14 protein-coding genes are annotated in these 19,801 nt (G+C 55.6%); 12 read left to right on the top strand and 2 right to left on the bottom strand.

What is annotated here, in order from left to right; all coding sequences use genetic code 11:
- Positions 1 to 122 precede the first annotated feature (122 nt).
- The 12 genes from EJ361_RS19985 to EJ361_RS19930 all read left to right on the top strand — a co-directional run bounded on the left by EJ361_RS19985 (position 123) and on the right by EJ361_RS19930 (position 17,407).
- Positions 123 to 1,448, top strand: coding sequence for a citrate (Si)-synthase, eukaryotic (locus tag EJ361_RS19985; RefSeq protein WP_126247568.1), 1,326 nt, complete (start codon positions 123 to 125; stop codon positions 1,446 to 1,448).
- Positions 1,449 to 1,588: 140 nt separating this feature from the next.
- Positions 1,589 to 3,679 carry an ATP-dependent DNA helicase RecG gene (gene recG, locus EJ361_RS19980; RefSeq protein ID WP_240646689.1) on the top strand — a complete coding sequence of 697 codons (2,091 nt, stop codon included), beginning with the start codon at positions 1,589 to 1,591 and terminating at the stop codon, positions 3,677 to 3,679.
- A gap of 195 nt (positions 3,680 to 3,874) precedes the next feature.
- On the top strand, positions 3,875 to 7,558 hold the full coding sequence (locus EJ361_RS19975) for a DUF7948 domain-containing protein (RefSeq protein WP_126247563.1): 3,684 nt from the start codon (positions 3,875 to 3,877) through the stop codon (positions 7,556 to 7,558).
- 6 nt (positions 7,559 to 7,564) lie between these two features.
- A complete protein-coding gene (locus tag EJ361_RS19970) occupies positions 7,565 to 8,584 on the top strand; it encodes a PorP/SprF family type IX secretion system membrane protein (protein WP_126247561.1) in 1,020 nt (339 codons plus the stop codon).
- Positions 8,585 to 8,656: 72 nt separating this feature from the next.
- On the top strand, positions 8,657 to 9,229 hold the full coding sequence (locus EJ361_RS19965) for a hypothetical protein (protein WP_126247559.1): 573 nt from the start codon (positions 8,657 to 8,659) through the stop codon (positions 9,227 to 9,229).
- Between the two features lie 61 nt (positions 9,230 to 9,290).
- Positions 9,291 to 10,412: a TIGR03364 family FAD-dependent oxidoreductase gene (locus EJ361_RS19960; RefSeq protein WP_126247557.1), complete on the top strand. Its 1,122-nt coding sequence runs from the start codon at positions 9,291 to 9,293 to the stop codon at positions 10,410 to 10,412.
- A 173-nt stretch (positions 10,413 to 10,585) separates the two neighbouring features.
- Positions 10,586 to 12,022 (top strand): sodium:solute symporter, encoded by a 1,437-nt coding sequence (locus tag EJ361_RS19955; protein ID WP_205687060.1) that lies wholly within the window; start codon positions 10,586 to 10,588, stop codon positions 12,020 to 12,022.
- A gap of 35 nt (positions 12,023 to 12,057) precedes the next feature.
- A complete protein-coding gene (locus EJ361_RS19950) occupies positions 12,058 to 12,756 on the top strand; it encodes an LOG family protein (RefSeq protein WP_126247555.1) in 699 nt (232 codons plus the stop codon).
- A gap of 241 nt (positions 12,757 to 12,997) precedes the next feature.
- Positions 12,998 to 13,639 (top strand): O-methyltransferase, encoded by a 642-nt coding sequence (locus EJ361_RS19945; RefSeq protein WP_126247553.1) that lies wholly within the window; start codon positions 12,998 to 13,000, stop codon positions 13,637 to 13,639.
- Positions 13,640 to 13,664: 25 nt separating this feature from the next.
- Complete coding sequence (locus EJ361_RS19940; protein WP_126247551.1) at positions 13,665 to 15,020, top strand: glucosaminidase domain-containing protein; 1,356 nt, start codon at positions 13,665 to 13,667, stop codon at positions 15,018 to 15,020.
- Between the two features lie 21 nt (positions 15,021 to 15,041).
- The gene (gene hpt, locus EJ361_RS19935; RefSeq protein ID WP_126247549.1) at positions 15,042 to 15,572 is read left to right on the top strand and encodes a hypoxanthine phosphoribosyltransferase; all 531 of its coding nucleotides are present in this window, start codon (positions 15,042 to 15,044) and stop codon (positions 15,570 to 15,572) included.
- Positions 15,573 to 15,643: 71 nt separating this feature from the next.
- Positions 15,644 to 17,407 (top strand): vWA domain-containing protein, encoded by a 1,764-nt coding sequence (locus EJ361_RS19930; RefSeq protein ID WP_126247547.1) that lies wholly within the window; start codon positions 15,644 to 15,646, stop codon positions 17,405 to 17,407.
- Between the two features lie 4 nt (positions 17,408 to 17,411).
- Here EJ361_RS19930 and EJ361_RS19925 read toward each other — a convergent pair whose 3' ends face one another.
- Complete coding sequence (locus EJ361_RS19925) at positions 17,412 to 18,803, bottom strand: sodium:solute symporter family protein (RefSeq protein ID WP_126247545.1); 1,392 nt, start codon at positions 18,801 to 18,803, stop codon at positions 17,412 to 17,414.
- A 6-nt stretch (positions 18,804 to 18,809) separates the two neighbouring features.
- Positions 18,810 to 19,766, bottom strand: coding sequence for a class I SAM-dependent methyltransferase (locus EJ361_RS19920; protein ID WP_240646688.1), 957 nt, complete (start codon positions 19,764 to 19,766; stop codon positions 18,810 to 18,812).
- Positions 19,767 to 19,801 lie beyond the last annotated feature (35 nt).

The raw sequence follows: 19,801 nt of genomic DNA, 5'->3' as shown, positions 1-19,801 counted from the left end.
TTTTCAGCCAAAAACCGGAATTCCTCCGTTAAATCTGTCTTTAAACGGCGGGATTTAATTTTTTAATCATTACTTTTGTTCATTGATCGATTACGTTAATTTTTCTAAATCATTGTGGGAAAATGAGTTATATAAAAGAGAAATTCAAGGCAAAGGCAGATGAACTGGGCGCAGAGGTTAAGGACCTGCTCAAGAATCATGGAACAAAGAAATTGGACGATGTTACAGTGGCCCAGGCATACCAGGGCATGCGTGGCATTACAGGGCTGGTAACGGAAACGTCCCTGCTGGATGCGAACGAGGGTATCCGTTTCCGCGGATATTCCATCCCCGAGTTGCGCGAACATCTCCCGAAAGCTCCCGGAGGCGCGGAGCCCCTGCCCGAAGGCCTGTTTTACCTGATGCTGATCGGAGAACTGCCCACGGAAGCAGATGTTCAGAACCTCAGCAGTGTGCTCGGCCGCCGCTCTCACGTGCCCAACCACGTGTTCGACGCCATCAACGCACTTCCGCTCAACGCGCACCCCATGACCATGTTCACCGTGGCCGTGATGGCGCTGCAAACCGAATCCGTTTTCGCCAAAGCTTACGCCGAAGGCATAAACAAAAAGGATTACTGGAGCTATATGTATGAGGACACCCTGAACCTCATCGCCCGCCTCCCCCGCGTAGCTGCATATATCTATCGCCGCAAATACAAGAACGACCAGCATATTCAGCCCGATGGCATGCTCGACTGGGCTGCCAACTTCGCCCACATGCTCGGCTATGAAGACGAAGGGTTCAAGGAACTGATGCGCCTGTACATGGTTATCCACGCAGACCACGAAGGTGGTAACGTGAGCGCCCACACGACGCACCTCGTAGGCTCCGCCCTCAGCGACGCTTACCTGTCGTTCGCAGCCGGTATGAACGGCCTCGCAGGTCCGCTCCACGGCCTGGCCAACCAGGAAGTGATCAAATGGATCCTCGACATGCGCGAAGAACTGGGTGGCGGCGTTCCCTCCAAAGAACAGATCGCGGCGTTTGTCAAGAAAACACTGTCGGAAGGCAAGGTAGTACCGGGTTACGGTCATGCCGTTCTCCGCAAAACCGATCCCCGCTTCACCGCGCAACAGGAATTTGCGAAGAAACACCTGGCCAGCGACGAGCTGGTCCAGATCGTTTGGAGCGTATACGATACCGTTCCCGGCATCCTGGGCGACCTCGGCAAGGTTAAAAACCCCTGGCCCAACGTAGACGCGCACTCCGGCGCGCTGCTCCTGCACTACGGCCTGAAGGAATACGAATTCTACACCGTGCTGTTCGGCGTGTCCCGCGCGCTGGGCGTACTCGCTTCCCTTTGCTGGGACCGCGCGCTCGGCCTTTCCCTCGAACGTCCGAAATCCGTGACTACAGAGTGGATGAAGCAATTCGTTGAAGGTAAGGTAGAAGCATCCGCCGATTAATCCGGCCGGACCTTAACATAAGATATCAGCCCGGAAGCCATGGCTTCCGGGCTTTTTTATGACACGGAGCGTTTGCCATTTCCTCTTAAATTGCCGTACTTCGTACCTTCGAATCAGCCGTGAGTTTCATCGCATCCATATTGAACAATCCGATCGAATACCTGAAGGGCGTAGGCCCCCAGCGGGGAGAGCTGCTGCGCAAGGAAATCAATATCCACACCTTCCGCGACCTGCTCGAATATTTCCCGTTCCGGTATATCGACCGCACCCGTATCGACAAAATCCGCGAGCTCAGCGGGATGGAAGAATTCGTCCAGATCCGTGGGCGCATCACGCACATGGAAGTGGTAGGAGAGAAGCGCGCCAAACGCTTGGTAGCCACTTTCCAGGACGAAACCAGCCGTTTGGAACTGGTCTGGTTCCAGGGATGGCAATGGATGGAAAAATCGCTTCGCGAAAACGTGCAGTACCTCGTGTACGGCCGCATGTCGCAGTTCAACGGCAAGTTGCAGATTTCCCATCCCGACATGGAATTGCTGACCGAGGCTACGGCAGACGGGAAACAGACGCTGGAGCCCGTTTATTACACCACGGAAAAACTCAAGGCGCGGGGCCTCACCGCCAAAGCCATCGGCAAGCTGACCCGCAACCTGCTCGAACAGCTTTCCCTGTCCGAAATCCGCGAAAACATTCCCGCGCCCGTTTTGCAACTGTACCGGCTCATGCCGCGCGCGCAGGCTTATTTCAAGATACACCTCCCCGCCAGCGAGGAAGAAGCCCGGCAGGCGCAGCGCCGGCTGAAGTTCGAAGAGCTTTTTGTGGCGCAGGTCCGCATCCTCCGGCTCAAAATCCGCCGGCATAAAAATTCCCATGGCTTCGTTTTCAACGCCGTAGGCGATGTTTTTAATACTTTTTATAATCAATACCTGCCTTTCCCGCTGACGGGCGCGCAAAAACGCGTGCTGAAGGAAATCCGGAAAGATACCACCACCGGCCACCAGATGAACCGGCTCGTGCAGGGAGACGTAGGCAGCGGCAAAACGATGGTGGCGCTGCTGTCGCTGCTCATCGCCATAGACAATGGATTCCAGGGATGCCTCATGGCGCCCACCGAAATCCTCGCGCAGCAGCACTTCAAAGGCATTTCCGGGCTCCTGAAAGATATGCCCGTCAACGTTGCGCTGCTAACCGGCAATATCAAAGGCAAGGCCCGCAAGGAAATCCTCGCCGCCGCGGCAGAAGGCAATATCCACATCCTCATCGGCACCCACGCCCTGCTGGAAAAGGAAGTGGTTTTCAAGAAGCTGGGCATGGCCATCGTAGACGAGCAGCACCGCTTCGGTGTGGCGCAACGGGCAAGGCTATGGGAAAAAAGCGACACGCCGCCGCACATCCTCGTCATGACCGCCACGCCTATCCCGCGGACACTGGCCATGACCGTTTACGGCGACCTCGACGTGTCTGTGATCGACGAAATGCCGCCGGGCAGAAAGCCGATCACCACGATACATAAGACTGAGTATCAACGTCCGCAGGTGATGGATTTCATCAAGGAGGAAGTGAGGAAGGGGCGGCAGGCATATATAGTGTATCCGCTGATCGAGGAATCGGCCAGCCTGGATTTCGAAAACCTGACGAAGGGATATGAGGAAGTGAAAGCCTTTTTCCCGGAGCCAAAATATTACATCAGCATGGTCCACGGCAAGCAGCCGCAAGACCAGAAGGAAGCGAATATGCACCGTTTCGTGACGAACGACACCCAGATCATGGTGGCCACCACGGTGATCGAAGTAGGGGTGAACGTGCCCAACGCTTCGGTGATGGTGATCGAAAGCACGGAGCGTTTCGGGCTGTCGCAGTTACACCAGCTGCGGGGGCGCGTGGGGCGCGGGGCGGAACAGAGTTACTGCATTTTGATGACAGGTAACAAGATCGGCAAGGATTCGCAGGAGCGGGTAAAGGTGATGGTACAGACGAACGACGGGTTCGTCATTTCCGAGAAAGACATGGAACTGAGGGGGCCCGGCGATATCGAGGGCACCCGGCAGAGCGGCCTGCTCGACCTCAAGCTGGCCGACATCGTCCAGGACCGCGCCATACTGGCCGCAGCCCGCGAAGTGGCGGAGAAAATCCTTTCGGAAGATCCCGATCTTACCCTCCCTGAAAACGGCCCGTTACACGATTTTCTCGCCACCCAACGGTCAAAATCGGCATGGAGTAAAATATCCTGACGGCTTTTGCGTTGTTCATCATGGAATGACCGGCAGGGATGGTTTGTTTTGCATGTTGAGCCCGCCTGATACCTAATTGTGAACCGTCCACTGCCGGTCGCCAACCAAATCCCGGACCGTAACATTTTACTGCTCCCGTCCGTTTATTAAAGTATACTAGTTTTAAGGGACCATCTTTAAAAAATTTATACCGTCTTGAAATCTACTCGCCCTATCAGAATTTTCAGCCTGCTACAGATCGGAATACTGGTGTTGATCGCCGGGAAAACATGGTCTCAGGAAGCGGCGCACGACCACGGTGCCATGCGTTCCGCGATCGAATTCATTGAGAATAAAGGGCAGTGGGACGGCGACTTCGTCTACCGCGCCAACCTCGGTGGCGGTAATATCTTCCTGAAAAAGAACGCCATCCGGATGTTGTTCTACAACCCGGACGACATGCGGCGGATGGTAGAAGCCAACCATGGCCACCCCCGCAGCGGAGATACCACTTATAATCCCGACGGCGGGAAATTCGGCACCCGGTCCGCCGGAGCGCAACAGCCCGGAACGGGTAATGGCGCCGTTGGCGGCGGCGGCGGATATGTTCCCGGGAAGGTGAGGGGGCATGTGTATGATATTTCCTTCCTCAACGCAAACTCCAACCCGGTCATCTCCCCATCCAAACCTTCCCGGGAGAATATCAACTATTTTATCGGTAACGACCCATCGCGCTGGAAATCCGGCCTTTCTTCGTTTACGTCCGTAGGTTACGAAAACCTCTACCGGAACATCGATATGCAGGTGTACTCCGAAAGCGGTCAATTGAAATACGACCTGATCGTGCGCCCCGGCGGAGACCCCTCCGCCATCCGGATGCAATATACCGGCGCGCAATCCCTCGCCCTGAAAAAAGGGAATCTGCATATCCAGACCTCGGTAGGAGAGATCATGGAGCTGCAACCTTACGCCTACCAACTCATCGATAATCAACGCAAAAAAGTAAACGTACAATACAGGCTGAAAGGCAACGAGCTGAGCTTCAGCGTATCCGGCCGGTACGATCAGCAATACCCGTTGGTGATAGACCCCGTGGTCGTGTTCGCCACGCTGACCGGTTCGCGCGCAGACAACTGGGGCTTCACCGCCACCTATGACGACGCCGGCAACTTTTACGGCGGCGGCATCGTCTTCGGGCCCGGTTACCCGCTTTCTCCCGGGGCGGTAGACGATTCTTTCAACGGCGGCAAATACGATATCGGCATCACGAAATTCAACCCCACCGGCAGCAGGATCATTTACAGCACCTATATCGGCGGCGGCGGGGAAGACCAGCCGCATTCCCTCTATGCGGACGGCGCCGGCAACCTCGTGATTTCCGGCCGCAGCAACTCGGGTGGCAGCTACCCTGCGCCCAATACCCACGGCCCCGGCGGCGGGCACGATATCGTGGTGACCAAGCTCAATGCCAACGGCACCGCCATCATCGGCTCTATCCGCATCGGCGGAACGGGGACGGACGGCGCCAACATGCAGCCCAATAAAGTTTCCGGTATCGACGGGCTGCTCCGCAACTACGGCGACGACGCCCGCAGCGAAGTAGTGCTCGATGGCAACGGGAATATTTATATCGCGGGGTCTACCCAATCGCAGGATTTCCTGACGACCGCAGGCGTGGTACAGGGTACTTACGGGGGCGGCAGGCAGGATGCGGTGGTCATCAAGATCAACCCCAACTGTAATGCCGTGATCTGGGCCACGTTCCTCGGCGGCAGCCAGGAAGACGCGGCTTATGTACTCGCCGTCAACGGGGGAAATACCGTATACGTGGCCGGCGGCACCGCCAGCAACAACTTCCCCACGCGGAACGGCGTGTACAATACCTACCGCGGCGGCGCCTGCGACGGCTATATCACCGAATTATCGTCTGACGGCAGGAACATCATCGCATCCACTTTCATGGGCTCGGATAACGGGAAGGCCGACCAGGTGTACGGCATTCAGCTGGACAGAAACCGCAACGTCTATGTGATGGGCACTACCGAAGGCAACTGGCCTATCAAACAGCCAGCCGGTACGCCTACTTTTTATAACGACAATTCCCGCCAGTTCATCACCAAGCTCAGGCCCAACCTGTCAGATATCATTTATTCCACCACTTTCGGTAAGGCGGGCCCCACGCCCAGCATTTCTCCCGTGGCGTTCCTCGTAGACCGTTGCGAGAACGTGTACGTGTCGGGTTGGGGCGGACGGCTGAACGGAGGGTTCAACGCCTCCAATACCCGCGGCCTGCCCATTACGCCGGACGCACGGCAGTCGCGCACGGACGGCGACGATTTTTATTTCTTCGTGATGAAGCGCGATGCGCTCGGCATATTGTACGGGACCTATTTCGGGGGGAACGGGTTGGCGGAGCACGTAGACGGGGGCACCAGCCGGTTCGACCGCAACGGCGTCATCTACCAGGCCATTTGCGCTTCCTGCCAGCTCGACCTGCCGCGGAGAACGCGTTTCCCCAGCACACCGGGCTCGTATTATACCGGGATGACCGATTACTGTAACCTCGGGTCCCTCAAGATCGCGTTCAACCTCGATGGCGTGCGGGCCGGGTTCACCACGGCGGAGCGGAGACGCAACTATTGCGCACCGGCCGATATTACGTTTATCGATACTACCAACGTGAATGCCACCGCCTGGATATGGAATTTCGGGGACGGAACGCCCGAGATCAGGAATACCAGTCCTACGATGCAGCACCGATACAACAACATCGGCGACTACAACGTCATGCTCGTGAAATACGATCCGGCGAGTTGTAACGTATATGATACGGCGTACCTGCCGCTGCGGGTCCGCAACGACCAGGCAACTGTGAACTTTACCGAGCAGCGCCAGCCGCCCTGCACGGCGCTGGAGTACCTGTTTACCAATACCTCCACGGCGCCGGCGGGCAAGCCATTTACCGATACTTCTTTCGTGTGGGATTTCGGGGATAATACGCCGCTGGTAAGAGCGGGCCTGCAGGTGCAAACGCACCGTTATGCGCAAGAAGGTTTATATACCGTTCGCCTGCGGCTGGTAGATACGAATTATTGCAACGCGCCGGAAGAAAGGGCGATCCAGTTGCGGGTGGCGGCAAACGTGGTGGCGCTTTTCAATGTTCAGGACAGCTCCTGTGCGCCGTTCACCGCACATTTCGACAATATCTCGAAAGGCGGTGTTACGTTTGAGTGGGATTTCGGGGACGGAAGCCCGACTTCGGACGAAATCTATCCCACGCATACGTATACAACACCCGGCCGGTACCAGGTCCGCCTCCGCGCGTTCGACCCCAATACCTGCAATTTGCAGGACGATACGACCGGCTTCATTACCGTGTTGCCCGGTCCTACCGCCGGATATTCCTTCCTGCCTACCAAGCCTGTCGAGAATACGCCTACCACGTTCACCAACGAATCACGCAATGCCGTACGGTACCGTTGGGATTTCGGGGACGGGAATTCCTCTACCGATCCGAACCCCACACACCAGTACCTGCGTTCCGGTATTTACGAAGTTTGCCTGACGGCCTATACGGAATTCGGTTGTGAAGATTCCGTTTGCCAGGAAGTTTCGGCGATCGTGAACCCGCTGTACGACGTACCCACCGCCTTCTCCCCGAACGGCGATGGTATTAATGACAAGTGGGAAATCAAAGGGTTCGGTATAGTACGGTACGACATGAAAGTCTTCAACCGCTGGGGGCAGCTGATGTTCCAGTCGAACGATCAGAAACTGGGATGGGATGGCCGTTTCAACGGAACGGTGCAGCCGATGGATGCCTACGCGTTTGTATTGAATATCGAATTTACGGACGGGAGCAAGATCACGAAAACAGGAAACGTAACATTGTTAAGATAGCGGGCTATGAGAAAAGCTGTATACCATATATTATTCGTTTGTTGCCTTGGGGCGGCTTTCCCGGCCGTAGCGCAGGACCTGCATTTTTCGCAGTTCTTCAATTCACCCTTGTCTACCAACCCTGCCAATACCGGGTTTATCCCGGACGGCAACTATCGTATCGGCGTCAATTACCGCAACCAGTGGGCAACGATTCCCGTGCCGTATAAAACCATGTCCGTATTCGGCGACTTCCAGCTTTTCCGCGACCGGCTCACGTATGGCTGGGTGGGCCTGGGCGGCATGATCCTCCGCGATGTGGCGGGCAGCGGCAACCTGGCCAGTACCAAAGCGTACGGGTCTGTAGCGTATCACCAGCTCCTCGGGCAAAGCAGCCTGCTGTCTGCAGGTTTTAATGTAGGATATGCAGACAAGCGGGTGGATTTGAGCAAACTGACGTTCGGGTCGCAATGGAACGGACAGTTCTTCGATTCGCAGATGTTTTCCGGAGAGCCCTTCACGCAGGCTTCCGTGGGATACCTGGATCTGCAGGTGGGGATGAATTATGCGTTCTTTCCCAATGAGCTGGTATATGTGAACGGCGGATTTTCCGTACACCACGTCAACACACCCCGCGAATCCTTTTACGACGGCAACAACCAGATCGAGCGCAGGTATATCGGCTTTTTGAACGCGAGCCTCAAGATGAGCGATAAAGTGATCCTCAACCCGGGCGCGTACTACGCGCGGCAGGCGAACGTCAGCGAAACGATGTTCGGCGCCTATGCGGCCTACAACCTTTCCGGCGACGGTAACCAGCAGCTTTTCGGCGGGGCTTATTACCGGCTGAAAGACGCTGCGGCGCTGCTTGTTGGCTACCAGGTGGCGAATTTCAGGTTGATGTTCAATTATGATGTGACCACCAGTGCCCTTTCAGCGGCCAACAAACGGCAAGGGGCATACGAAGTGAGCCTGCTGTACCTGGGCCTGTACCCCAACCGGAGTTTCTCCCACGCCAAGCGGTATACGCTTTGCCCTTCTTTCTGATAAAGAAAAAGTTAATGTTGAACGGCCGTCGGGAAAAAACCGATAATTTAGCCGTGTAATAAAACGGTGCACATGAAAAGGATTTACCTTTTTGCAGCATTCCTGCTTTCCTTACAATTCGCTTTCGCGCAAAACCCCTACCGCGTGGATACTTCCCGCGGGTTCGACGCTTCCAAACTGATGGCGGGCGGCAACTTCGGCTTCGCTTTCGGCGATTATTCGCTGCTGAACGTGTCGCCGATGATCGGGTATCGATTCAGCCCGAAATTCGCCGCAGGTATTAATATCAACGCCCAATTCACCTGGGAGAAATACCGCGGATACAATACCGTTACCCAAAAAGATAATTCCTCCATCCTGGGCGGCGGCATCTGGGGAAGGTATTACCCGCTGGAAATGCTCTTCGTGCACGCCCAACCCGAATTCAACTCCATCAGCCTGAAAAGCAAATATTATACGGACCCTCCGCATACGATAAAAGCAAAATTCAACGCGCCCAGCCTACTGCTTGGCGGGGGGTATGCCCAACCCATCGGCGGCAATTCGGCCCTGGTGATTATGCTGCTGTACGACGTACTGCAGGATAATAACTCCCCTTACCGCAACCGCCCCGTGTTTTCCGTCGGCGGGAACTTCGGGTTTTAAATCTCTGTTAAGGGTTAAGAATAACTAAACAATTATTTACAAATACTGCTATATTTGTTGCATGTACCAGCAAGCAGATACAGCAGTCATCGGCGCAGGCATCGTTGGCCTGGCCACGGCGTACCACCTGGCATTGAAAGGCCGGAAAGTGGTCGTGTTCGAGCGGAGCCCCCGTGCGCTGGGCGCTTCATACCGCAATTTCGGAAACGTCTGGACGCTGGGGCAGCAAGACGGCCATATCTACGACCGTGCGCTTTACGGCCGCGGTATCTGGCAACAGCTGGCCCGGGCAACGGGCCTCCCCGCCGAGGAGTCCGGTTCGCTTTTGCTGGCCTATCATGCCGACGAAGCCGGCGTTCTCGAAGAATTCGTGTCCACCTCCAGCCGCGACGCCGAAATCCTCACGCCGGAAGCCGCAACAGGCCGCAGCAGGGCTTTCCGGCCCGAGGGTCTGAAAGCCGCGCTTTGGAGCCCCCTCGAGATCACCATAGACCCCCGCGAAGCCTGCGCCCGCCTCGCTGCCTGGCTCGAAAGCGAACATGGCGTCACCTTCCGGTTCGGCACTGCCGTCAACGGTATCCAACTGCCGCATATCGAAACGAAAAACGAAAAGTGGAAAGTGAATAAGGTGTACGTCTGCACAGGGTACGACTTCGAAACCTTGTATCCCGATATCTTCGCCGCGGCGCCCCTCACGCGTTGCAAGCTCCAGATGATGCGCACCGTTCCCCAACCCGATGGCTGGCAACTGGGCCCTACGCTGGTAACGGGCATGTCGATGCTGCACTATGCGTCTTTCGCCCACTGCCCCGGCCTCAAAGCCGTGAAAAAGCGTGTGGACGCCACTTTGCCGGAATATGTGAAGTACGGCATCCACCTCATGGTGACGCAGAACGGGGCCGGTGAGCTTTCGCTGGGAGACTCCCACGAATACGGTCTGGCGGTAGACCCCTTCGACAAGGAGCACATCAACGACCTCATCCTTCAATTCATCAACACCTTCCTCCAGGCGCCCACCATGGGCATCCAGGAGCGTTGGCACGGCATATATCCGAAACTGACCAACGGCGGCCATGATCTCGTCCTGCACCCCGAACCCGGCGTCACCATCGTGAACGGGATGGGAGGAGCCGGCATGACATTGTCTTTCGGCCTCGCGCGCGACGTGACCGCCGTGGAATAATTTCCCGTATTTGTGATATGCTACAGGGCCTGCTTTTCAGTAGGCCCTTTTTTTATGCGTTTTTATGCGTTTTTATGCGGAAATCCCTATTTTTATTGGGTTTAAACTATACTTACGTAATGTCGCCAATATCACCCGGGATTTTTGTCCTTTTCATAGCCTGCTATTTTATCATGTTATTGTTGGTGTCTTACCTCACCACCCGGAAGGTCGACGAGCAGTCGTATTTCATCGGGAACCGGAACTCCGTCTGGTACCTCGTGGCCATCGGGATGATCAGCGACTCCCTGTCTGGCGTCACTTTCATTTCCGTACCGGGCAAGGTGGAAGTAGCTTCCTTCTCGTACCTGCAAACGATTTTGGGATATATTCTCGGATACATCGTGATCGCCACGGTGCTGTTGCCGTTGTATTATAACCGGAACCTGACTTCGATCTACACGTACTTGCAGCAGCGGTTCGGGCCGGTGACGCAGAAAACGGGGGCGATGTTCTTTATCCTGTCGCGCCTCGTGGGCGCGGCGGCAAGGCTCTTCCTCGTGGCGGGCGTGTTGCAGTTGTTCGTGTTCGATTATTACGGGATCCCGTTCGCGCTGTCGGTTTCCATCATGATCGCGCTGATGCTGGTGTATACCTATCGCGGCGGTATTAAAACCCTCGTGTGGACAGACGCCATGCAGTCCATATTCCTGCTCCTGGCCGTGGTGCTGACCATCGTGGTGATCTGCCGGGATCTGAACTGGGGGCTGGGGGATCTGGTCTCCAACGTCGCCGGCAGTCCGCATTCCAAAACATTTTTCTGGGATTGGAAAGCAGGGAATTTCTTCCCGAAGGAATTTTTCGGCGGGATGATGATCGCCGTAACGATGACGGGGCTCGATCAGAATATGATGCAGAAGAACCTGAGTTGCCGCTCGCTGAAGGAAGCGCAGAAGAACATTTATTCTTTCAGCATCATGCAGCTCGTCGTGAATGTGTTTTTCCTGAGCCTGGGGATACTGCTTTATCAATACCTGCATGCCAACAATATCCCCATGCCGCTGACGGCGAAGGGCGGGCCGGCTACCGACCAGGTGTTCCCGCTGCTGGCACTGCAACACCTGGGCACGTTCGCGTCGGTGATTTTCATCGTGGGCCTCACGGCGGCTACGTTCTCCAGTGCAGACAGTGTGCTGACGACGCTTACCACTTCTTTTTATATCGACATCCTGGGGTATCCGACAGACGGGATCGACGCGCGGCGTAAACATATCAAGAACGCGATCCATGTGGGTTGCGCCGTGGCTTTGCTGGTCACGATCCTGCTGTTCCGCGAGTTCAACAACGATGCGATCATCGATACCGTGCTGTTCCTCGCTACCATCACATACGGGCCGATGCTGGGGCTTTTCGCCTTCGGGATACTGAACAAGCGGCCCATCCTCGATTACGGTTCCCTCATCGTTTGCCTCGTTTCCCCGTTGCTGTGCTTTATCCTCAAGCAATATTCGGAACAATGGATGGGCGGGTATAAATTCGGCAATGAATTGCTGATCGTGAACGGCCTGTTTACGTATATTGGTTTATGGTTGTTCTCCCGCAAAAAGAACGCCCTGCCCGCACTGCAGTAAAAAAGTGTAGATTACAGTAACAAAATGAATAGCAGATGAATGATACGTTAAAGAATTTGAAGATGCGCGATTGGACGGAAACGAAAGCGCATTCGAGCTGGCAGATATTCAAAATCATGGCCGAATTCGTGGAAGGGTTCGAAGCCCTCGCCAAGATAGGCCCCTGTATTTCCATCTTCGGCTCGGCGAGAACGCGCTCCGGAAACCCTTACTACGAGCTGGCCTGCGAGGTGGCAAGGCGATTGGCGGAAGACGGGTTCGGCATCATTTCCGGCGGCGGCCCCGGCATCATGGAAGCGGCCAACAAAGGCGCGCAACTGGCTAACGGGACCAGCGTGGGCCTCAACATCGAGCTGCCGCACGAACAATACGCCAACCCTTTCCTCGACCGCGATAAAAGCCTCAACTTCGATTATTTCTTCGTGCGCAAAGTCATGTTCACCAAATACTCCCAGGGCTTCGTCATGATGCCCGGCGGATTCGGCACGATGGACGAATTCTTCGAAGTGGCCACCCTCATCCAAACGAAAAAGATGACCGAAACGCCGCTCGTGCTCGTGGGCAGCGAATATTGGGGCGGATTGCTCGACTGGATCGATAATGTGATGATGAAAAAGGAAAGTAATATCCACCCCGAAGATCTCAACCTGCTGAAGGTGTTCGACACGGCAGACGAGGTAGTGGACTACTTCCGCGAGTTCTACGCATCCAACAAATTACGCCCCAATTTTTAAATTAGTTTTAAGTTATATACACATGAAATATATTTATGCATGATGTTGGAATTGCATATATATTTATAAAGTCACAGCCTAAATGGACCATTAAACGCATTAGTATATGGTCAATAGTTGTGTCTTTAATGGTTAACATGGGGTAAAGAGCCTGGTATTACTATCAGGCTCGATTTATTTTCAATCCTTCACATATATCGCATTTACTTGATAATTGCTTAGGTTTGCAAAAAAATCAGGAATGGAGGTAATACCCGGGGATATTCAGGCGTTTGCAGAGAAGTATACCAGTCCGGAAGCGGACCTGTTATATCGCCTCCACAGGGAAACCTTCCTGAAGGTGGACCAACCGCATATGTTGAGCGGGCACGTGCAGGGGATTTTTTTGTCGATGGTGAGCCACATGCTCCGGCCGCGCCGCATCCTGGAAATCGGTACCTACACCGGTTATTCTGCGATATGCCTTGCCCAGGGCCTCACGGAAGACGGCATGCTGCATACCATCGATGTAAATGAAGAGCTGGAAGACATGGCGGCTCGCTATATCGCAGAGGCCGGTCTTACCCGGAAAATCACCCAGCACATCGGCAAAGCCGCCGGCATCATCCCGCAATTCAACGAAACGTTCGACCTTGTTTTCATCGATGCAGACAAGGCCGGGTATATCGGGTATTACGATCTGGTGTGGGAGAAGCTCCGGCCCGGAGGGTTCATGCTGGCCGACAATGTGCTTTATCACGGAGAAGTGGTATTGCCGGAAACCGAACAAAGCAACAACGCCAAAGCCATGGTCCGCTTCGTGGAAAAGGCCGTGGCAGACGAGCGCGCCGAAACGCTGCTGCTCACCCTGCGCGATGGGGTGCTCCTCATCCGCAAAAAATAATTCGACCCATTAAATTCGACATATAATGCAAGTGAAGTCATACTGCCTGGCCATCTGTTTGCTGCTTGGCGGAGCCATCAAGAGCTTTGCCCAAACCATCAGCACCCAACAGTACATCGACACGTACAAGCTGATCGCGATGGAGGAAATGCGCCGCTCCGGCGTTCCCGCATCCATCAAACTCGCACAGGGCATCCTGGAAACGCAGTCCGGCAACGGATGGCTCTGCCTGAACAGTAACAACCACTTCGGCATCAAATGCAAAAATAACTGGACCGGCCCCAGCGTTTCGTACGACGATGACGCCCGCGGCGAATGCTTCCGCAAATACGGTTCGCCGCAGGAATCCTGGAAAGACCATTCCGAGTTCCTCCGCAACAATCCCCGATACAAATTCCTGTTCGATCTCAATCCGAACGATTATAAAGCCTGGGCGTACGGTTTGAAAACGGCAGGCTACGCCACCAGCCGCACGTATCCGCAGCAGCTCATCCAGATCATCGAAACTTACCAGCTCCAGCAATACACAGACATCGCGATGGGCAAGGGCGAGATCAGGACCGGCGACGTTTTCGCAGCAGACCCCGGTTCCTACACCCCCGCGCAGCCTTCATCGGCCTCCCGCCCGGTGGTGACGGCCGCCGCACCCGCGAAGAAGTATCCCGAAACCGGCGAGTTCCGCATCAACAATCGCAAAGCCATCTTTGTTAAGAAGGGAACGGCGCTGATCCAGGTGGCTTCCGCCCGGAACATCCGCCTCAGTTCTTTGCTGAAATATAACGACCTCGCGGCCGACCTGCCCCTGGAAAAAGATATGGTCATCTTCCTGCAAAGCAAAAGCAAGCGCGGCTCCAACGACTTCCACATTGTGGCGGCAGGAGAAACCCTGCACGACATCGCCCAGGCGGAAGGGGTGCAGCTCCGCTGGGTGCGCCGCCGCAACAAGCTCCAGGAAGGCGAACAGCCCGCGCCCGGGGAACGCATCGCGCTGGACGGGTACGCATCCGCCAAGCCGCGCCTCGGCAGCAATTCCGTTGCGAAAGTGGACGAGCACGAAGACCTGAAGCCCCGCGAGATCATCCAGGATATCAAAAAGGAAATCGAGAAAGCCTCGGCCCCGGCCGTTGCGGAAAACCGGCCCGCACCGCCGCCGCCCGCACCGGAAAAAGCCCCGTCGGCCCTGCCCCCCGGCATGATCGAAGACCTCAAGAAAGCAGGCGCGCAAACCTCCTCCCGCGAACAAACGCACACCGTAGGTGAAAAGGAAACGCTGTACAGCATCTCCCGACAATACGGCTGCACCGTGGCGCAACTGCAGCAATGGAACAACCTGCAAGACAATGCCATCAAGATCGGTCAACAACTGATCGTGAAAAAATAACCGCTAAACCGAATACATACGATGATCCAGGTACATGATAAGAAGTTCGTCCCCTATATCACTGAAGAGAAACTGCAGGCGCGGATCAGGGAAATGGCGCAGCAGATCAGCCTCGACCTCGAAGGGAAACGACCGCTTTTTATCGCCATCCTCAACGGATCGTTCATGTTTGCTGCCGATTTATTCAAATATCTGCACATCGAAGCGGAAATCTCCTTCATCAAACTGGCGTCTTACAAAGGCACCAAATCCACCGGCAACGTCATTACCGCCATCGGGCTCGACGAAGACCTTTTCGGCCGCACCGTGGTGATCCTCGAAGATATCGTGGACACGGGCAAAACGCTCAGCCAGTTCCTCCCACAGCTGGAACACCAGCAGCCGGAAAAGCTCATGGTGGTTTCGCTGCTCACCAAGCCCGACGCCCTCACGCATCCCGTCAATATCGACTATCTCGGCTTCTCCGTTCCCAACAAATTCCTCCTCGGCTATGGCCTCGATTACGACGGCCTGGGCCGGAATCTCCCCGAAATCTACCAGCTGGCCGAGTAATTTTTTGCCGCTGCGGCCGTTGAAACAAGGAAATGCTTACATTTATATATCGGTGTATGTAAATTATTTCGATGTATAAGCTCCTCATGTTGTTTCTCTGTGCAAGCTGGAGCATGATCGGAGTGGCGCAACAGCGAAAAGTGGTGACCGGCGCCGTGCAGGATAGCCTCCGGCACGATCCGGTATCGGGCGTAAAGGTCACCGTTTGGCCAGACACTGCTTCCGTGCAGACCAATCAATACGGATTATTCAGGATAGAAGTCCCCAACGGCAGCACCCACCTGGTTTTCGAGCACCCCGCTTACGTCAGCAAATCCGTGCCGCTTCAGCATGACCGCATGCTTATTGAGCTCAGTCCGCTAAAGAAAAGTTCCGGCGCCGGCAACGAGATTGCCACGGCCAAGGCCCGTGCGCGCTATGCCGCCAGTTCCAATCCCAATTACTCAAGCCTCGGCGTCACCATCACCAGCTTTTTCGATGAAACCTATGGCCGGCTATACGAAAACAAGTTCGTGGAAACCCGCCGCAACGCCGTGTCCGACTTCGCGCTGGACGTAGACCGGGCCGCCTACAGCAATATGCGCCGGTTTGCGCGGCTGAAACAGCCCGTGCCGGTAGATGCGGTACGGATCGAGGAAATGCTGAACTATTTCCATTACAATTATCCGCTGCCGCGAAAGGATTCGCAGTTCGCCATGTACAGCCATTATACCGGTTGCCCCTGGGAACCCCGGCACAACCTGCTCCAGGTGGCCGTGCGGGCCCGGAAGATCGAGACCGACAGTTTGCCTGCCAGTAATCTCGTGTTCCTCATCGATTGCTCCGGCAGTATGGGCCCACCCAACAAACTCCCTTTGCTGCAGGCGGCTTTCCGGGTGCTGGTCAATAATCTTCGGCCGCGGGACAAAGTGGCCATCGTGGCCTATGCCGGCACGCCCGGCCTGGTGTTGCCCTGCACTCCGGGCAACCAGAAGGAAAAGATCCTCCACGCCATCGATTACCTGAGCGCCGGTGGCGCCACGGGAGGAGAAGCGGCCATCAAAATGGCGTATCACATCGCCGGCGAAAACTTCATCCCGGGCGGTAACAACCGCGTCATCATGGCCACAGACGGGGATTTCAACGTCGGGCAAACGAGCGACCAGGATATGGAAGACCTCATCGAGCAGCAGAAAGAAGGCGGCGTATTGCTGACCTGCCTCGGTTTCGGGATGAAGGATTACAAGGATTCGAAGCTGGAAACCCTCGCCAGTAAAGGCAACGGAAATTTTGCGTATATCGACGACCTGGAGGAAGCGAACAAGGTTTTTGCCCGGGAATTCGGCTCCACGCTGTTTACCGTGGCCCGTGAAGTGCACGCCCAGGTTACGTTTGACGCGCGTCGGGTAAAGGCTTACCGCCTGTTGGGCTACGAAAACAAAATCCTCAAGGAAGAGAACGGCGATAGTTTGAAAGTGGCCGGCGGAATTGTGGGGTCGGGGCATTGCGTGGTGGCGATGTACGAGATAGAACCCGCAAACCCCGAATCGGACGGGCCACTGGCAACCGTTTCGCTCACCTGGCGGCCGGATGGGGAAGCGCAGCAATATCAGCTGGAAAAGATGATCAGTTCCCCCGTCTCCAGTTTCGACGAAGCGCCCGACGACTGCCGGTTCGCGGCTTCCGTGGCGCTTTTCGGCATGTTGCTCCGCAAATCGCAATACGCCGGCAACGGGAGCGTGGAAATGGTAACACGCATCGCGAAGCGCTCGTTGGGCCCCGATCCCGGCGGTTACCGCGGAGAATTCCTCAAACTAATTAAACAACTGAAGAAGCATACCCCGTGGCTGAAGTAGCCATTTACGCAGCAGGTACATCCTGTGGCCCCGGCTTCCAGAACAGCGACCCGATCAGCATCCCCGCAATGCTCCACAACAATCCCACGAACAGCGGCGGCGTAGCGGTATCCATCCATTCCGAATAAATATAACCGGCCGTACCGAGCAAAATAGACAAATTGGCGCCGGCCTGGTTGGCGCGTTTCCAGTACAGCCCCGCCGTAAGCGGCACGAACAGCGAAACGAGGCTCAGCACGGAAGACGAAGCCACCAGCTCGTAAATGTCCTGGCTGGCGAAGGCCATGCCGATAGAAATGAGCGAAACCACCACCACCGAAAACCGGATGATGAGCAGGAACTTTTTATCGCTGATGTCTTTGAAAAACGGTTTAACGAGGTTTTCGCCCAGCACCGTGGCAGGAGCGAGGATGGCCCCGCTGGTGGTACTCATGATGGCAGACAGCAGTGCGCCGAAGAAGAGGATCTGTATAAAAAGATTGCCGTGCTGCATCACCATGTCGGGCAGGATGGTGGAAGTATCGGCTGCGCCAAGGCCGGGATACAACTGCTTCGCGCAAAGCACGATCAGCAGCGGCAACGAACCGATCACCAGGTACATCAGCGCGCCGAGGTACGAACTGTATTGCGCCACCCGCTCGCTTTTGGAGCTCATCAACCGTTGAAATACGTCCTGCTGCGGAATGGAGCCCAGGCCGATCGTGAACCACGCGGCCATATAATGCAGCCAGCTATGCCAATCGCGGTCGGGGAAGAAGCGGAATGTGCCCGCAGGTGCGCGTTCTACCACCGCAGTAACGCCGCCCGCCTCGTTCACCACCAAAAACGTGATGACGAGAAGGCCGATGATGATCATGATGGTTTGCATGAAATCCGTAATGGAAACCGACCACATCCCGCCCATGTACGTGTAGCCCATCACGATGAGCCCGCTGGCCACCATGGCCGTTTCCTGCGAAACGCCCATCACGGTATTGACTACGATCCCCATGGCTACGATCTGCGCCGCGATCCAGCCGAAGTAGGAGGGGATCATCAGCAGGGCCGATACGATCTCCGCTTTCTTCCCGAAACGCACCCGGAAATAATCGCAAAACGTCAGCACGTTGATGCGGTACAGTTTCCTTGCGTAAAATAAACCCACCAGCAGCAAACACAGCGATGCGCCGAACGGGTCTTCCATCACCCCGGGCAAACCATGCTGCGCAAACTCGCTCGTGGCGCCCAGCAAGGTTTCCGAACCGAACCAGGTGGCGAAGATCACGCAGGTACTGATGCCCAACGGAAGGCTTCGGCCCGCCACGATGAAATCGCCGGCGCTTTTCACCCGCCGCGCAGCCCAGCGGCCGATCAGAATGGTGATGAGCAGGTAGATCAGTACGAAGGCCGTAAGCATATACTGTTATTTGGTGATGCGGAAGCAATGCCGTTGCAGCTTCCCCTGGAAATCGAAAGGAATGGTTTGCGCTGTGATATTCCTGATGGAACTGGCTGCTATGGCGGGCTCGTCCAGCTCGAAACGGCGCAGGTTGTTGCTGAAATACAGCACGCCGTCTTTCTTCATCGCCATGAGCACCTTGTTGATCAGCGTTACGTGGTCTCGCTGGATGTCGAGGAAATCTTTCATGCGCTTGCTGTTGGAGAACGTGGGCGGGTCCATCACCACCAGGTCGAACGTATTGATCTTCAATTCGTCGACATATTGCAACACGTCTGCATGCACGTAATGATGCCTGGAAGGATCGTAGATGCCGTTGAGCTCCAAGTTGTCTTCCGCCCATTTGAGATAGGTTTTGGACAGGTCGGCCGACGTAACGGAAGCGGCTCCCCCGGCAGCGGCATACACGGAAAAAGATCCGGTGTAGCAGAACAGGTTGAGGACGTGCTTGCCCGCCGATTCCTCCCGTACCATATGCCGCGTGATGCGATGGTCGAGGAAAAGACCGGTATCGAGGTAATCGGAAAGATTGACTTTGAACGTCAGCCCGTCTTCCTTCACATGGATCTCCGCTTTCTCCAGGCTGAGTTTTTCGTACTGGCTTTGCCGGTCGGCCTTGCGCTGGCGGGTACGCAGGAAAATGTCTTCCCGCGGCACTTCCAGCACTTTCCCGACGGAAACCACGCTCTGCTCGAGCCACGCGTCGTACGCATCGTCGTCCATCCCGTGCGAGCTGATGTATTCGGCTACAGACACCTTGTCTTCATACAGCTCGATGATGAGCGGGAATTCCGGCAGGTCGCGGTCGTAAAGGCGGAAACAGGTGATCCCCTGCCGCCGGGCGGTCTTGGCCAGGTGCTTGTAGACCTTGGCCAGCCGGTTTTCGAACATCTGGTACTTATCGGACATAATCGTGTGCAAATATGCGATTTTCCTCCCGGATGCGCCAGCGGGCG

It is taken from the genome of Chitinophaga rhizosphaerae (assembly GCF_003958645.1).
Taxonomy (GTDB): Bacteria; Bacteroidota; Bacteroidia; order Chitinophagales; family Chitinophagaceae; genus Chitinophaga; species Chitinophaga rhizosphaerae.
Note: the sequence above shows the minus strand (reverse complement) of the source record. Positions and strands in the feature narration are given on the sequence as shown.

Bases quoted from the DNA above. Each gene is read 5' to 3' on its own strand.
- EJ361_RS19985 (WP_126247568.1), top strand. From the start codon at position 123: ATGAGTTATATAAAAGAGAAATTCAAGGCAAAGGCAGATGAACTGGGC.
- EJ361_RS19970 (WP_126247561.1), top strand. From the start codon at position 7,565: ATGAGAAAAGCTGTATACCATATATTATTCGTTTGTTGCCTTGGGGCG.
- EJ361_RS19965 (WP_126247559.1), top strand. From the start codon at position 8,657: ATGAAAAGGATTTACCTTTTTGCAGCATTCCTGCTTTCCTTACAATTC.
- EJ361_RS19960 (WP_126247557.1), top strand. From the start codon at position 9,291: ATGTACCAGCAAGCAGATACAGCAGTCATCGGCGCAGGCATCGTTGGC.
- EJ361_RS19955 (WP_205687060.1), top strand. From the start codon at position 10,586: ATGTTATTGTTGGTGTCTTACCTCACCACCCGGAAGGTCGACGAGCAG.
- EJ361_RS19950 (WP_126247555.1), top strand. From the start codon at position 12,058: ATGAATGATACGTTAAAGAATTTGAAGATGCGCGATTGGACGGAAACG.
- EJ361_RS19945 (WP_126247553.1), top strand. From the start codon at position 12,998: ATGGAGGTAATACCCGGGGATATTCAGGCGTTTGCAGAGAAGTATACC.
- EJ361_RS19940 (WP_126247551.1), top strand. From the start codon at position 13,665: ATGCAAGTGAAGTCATACTGCCTGGCCATCTGTTTGCTGCTTGGCGGA.
- hpt (WP_126247549.1), top strand. From the start codon at position 15,042: ATGATCCAGGTACATGATAAGAAGTTCGTCCCCTATATCACTGAAGAG.
- EJ361_RS19930 (WP_126247547.1), top strand. From the start codon at position 15,644: ATGTATAAGCTCCTCATGTTGTTTCTCTGTGCAAGCTGGAGCATGATC.
- EJ361_RS19925 (WP_126247545.1), bottom strand. From the start codon at position 18,803: ATGCTTACGGCCTTCGTACTGATCTACCTGCTCATCACCATTCTGATC.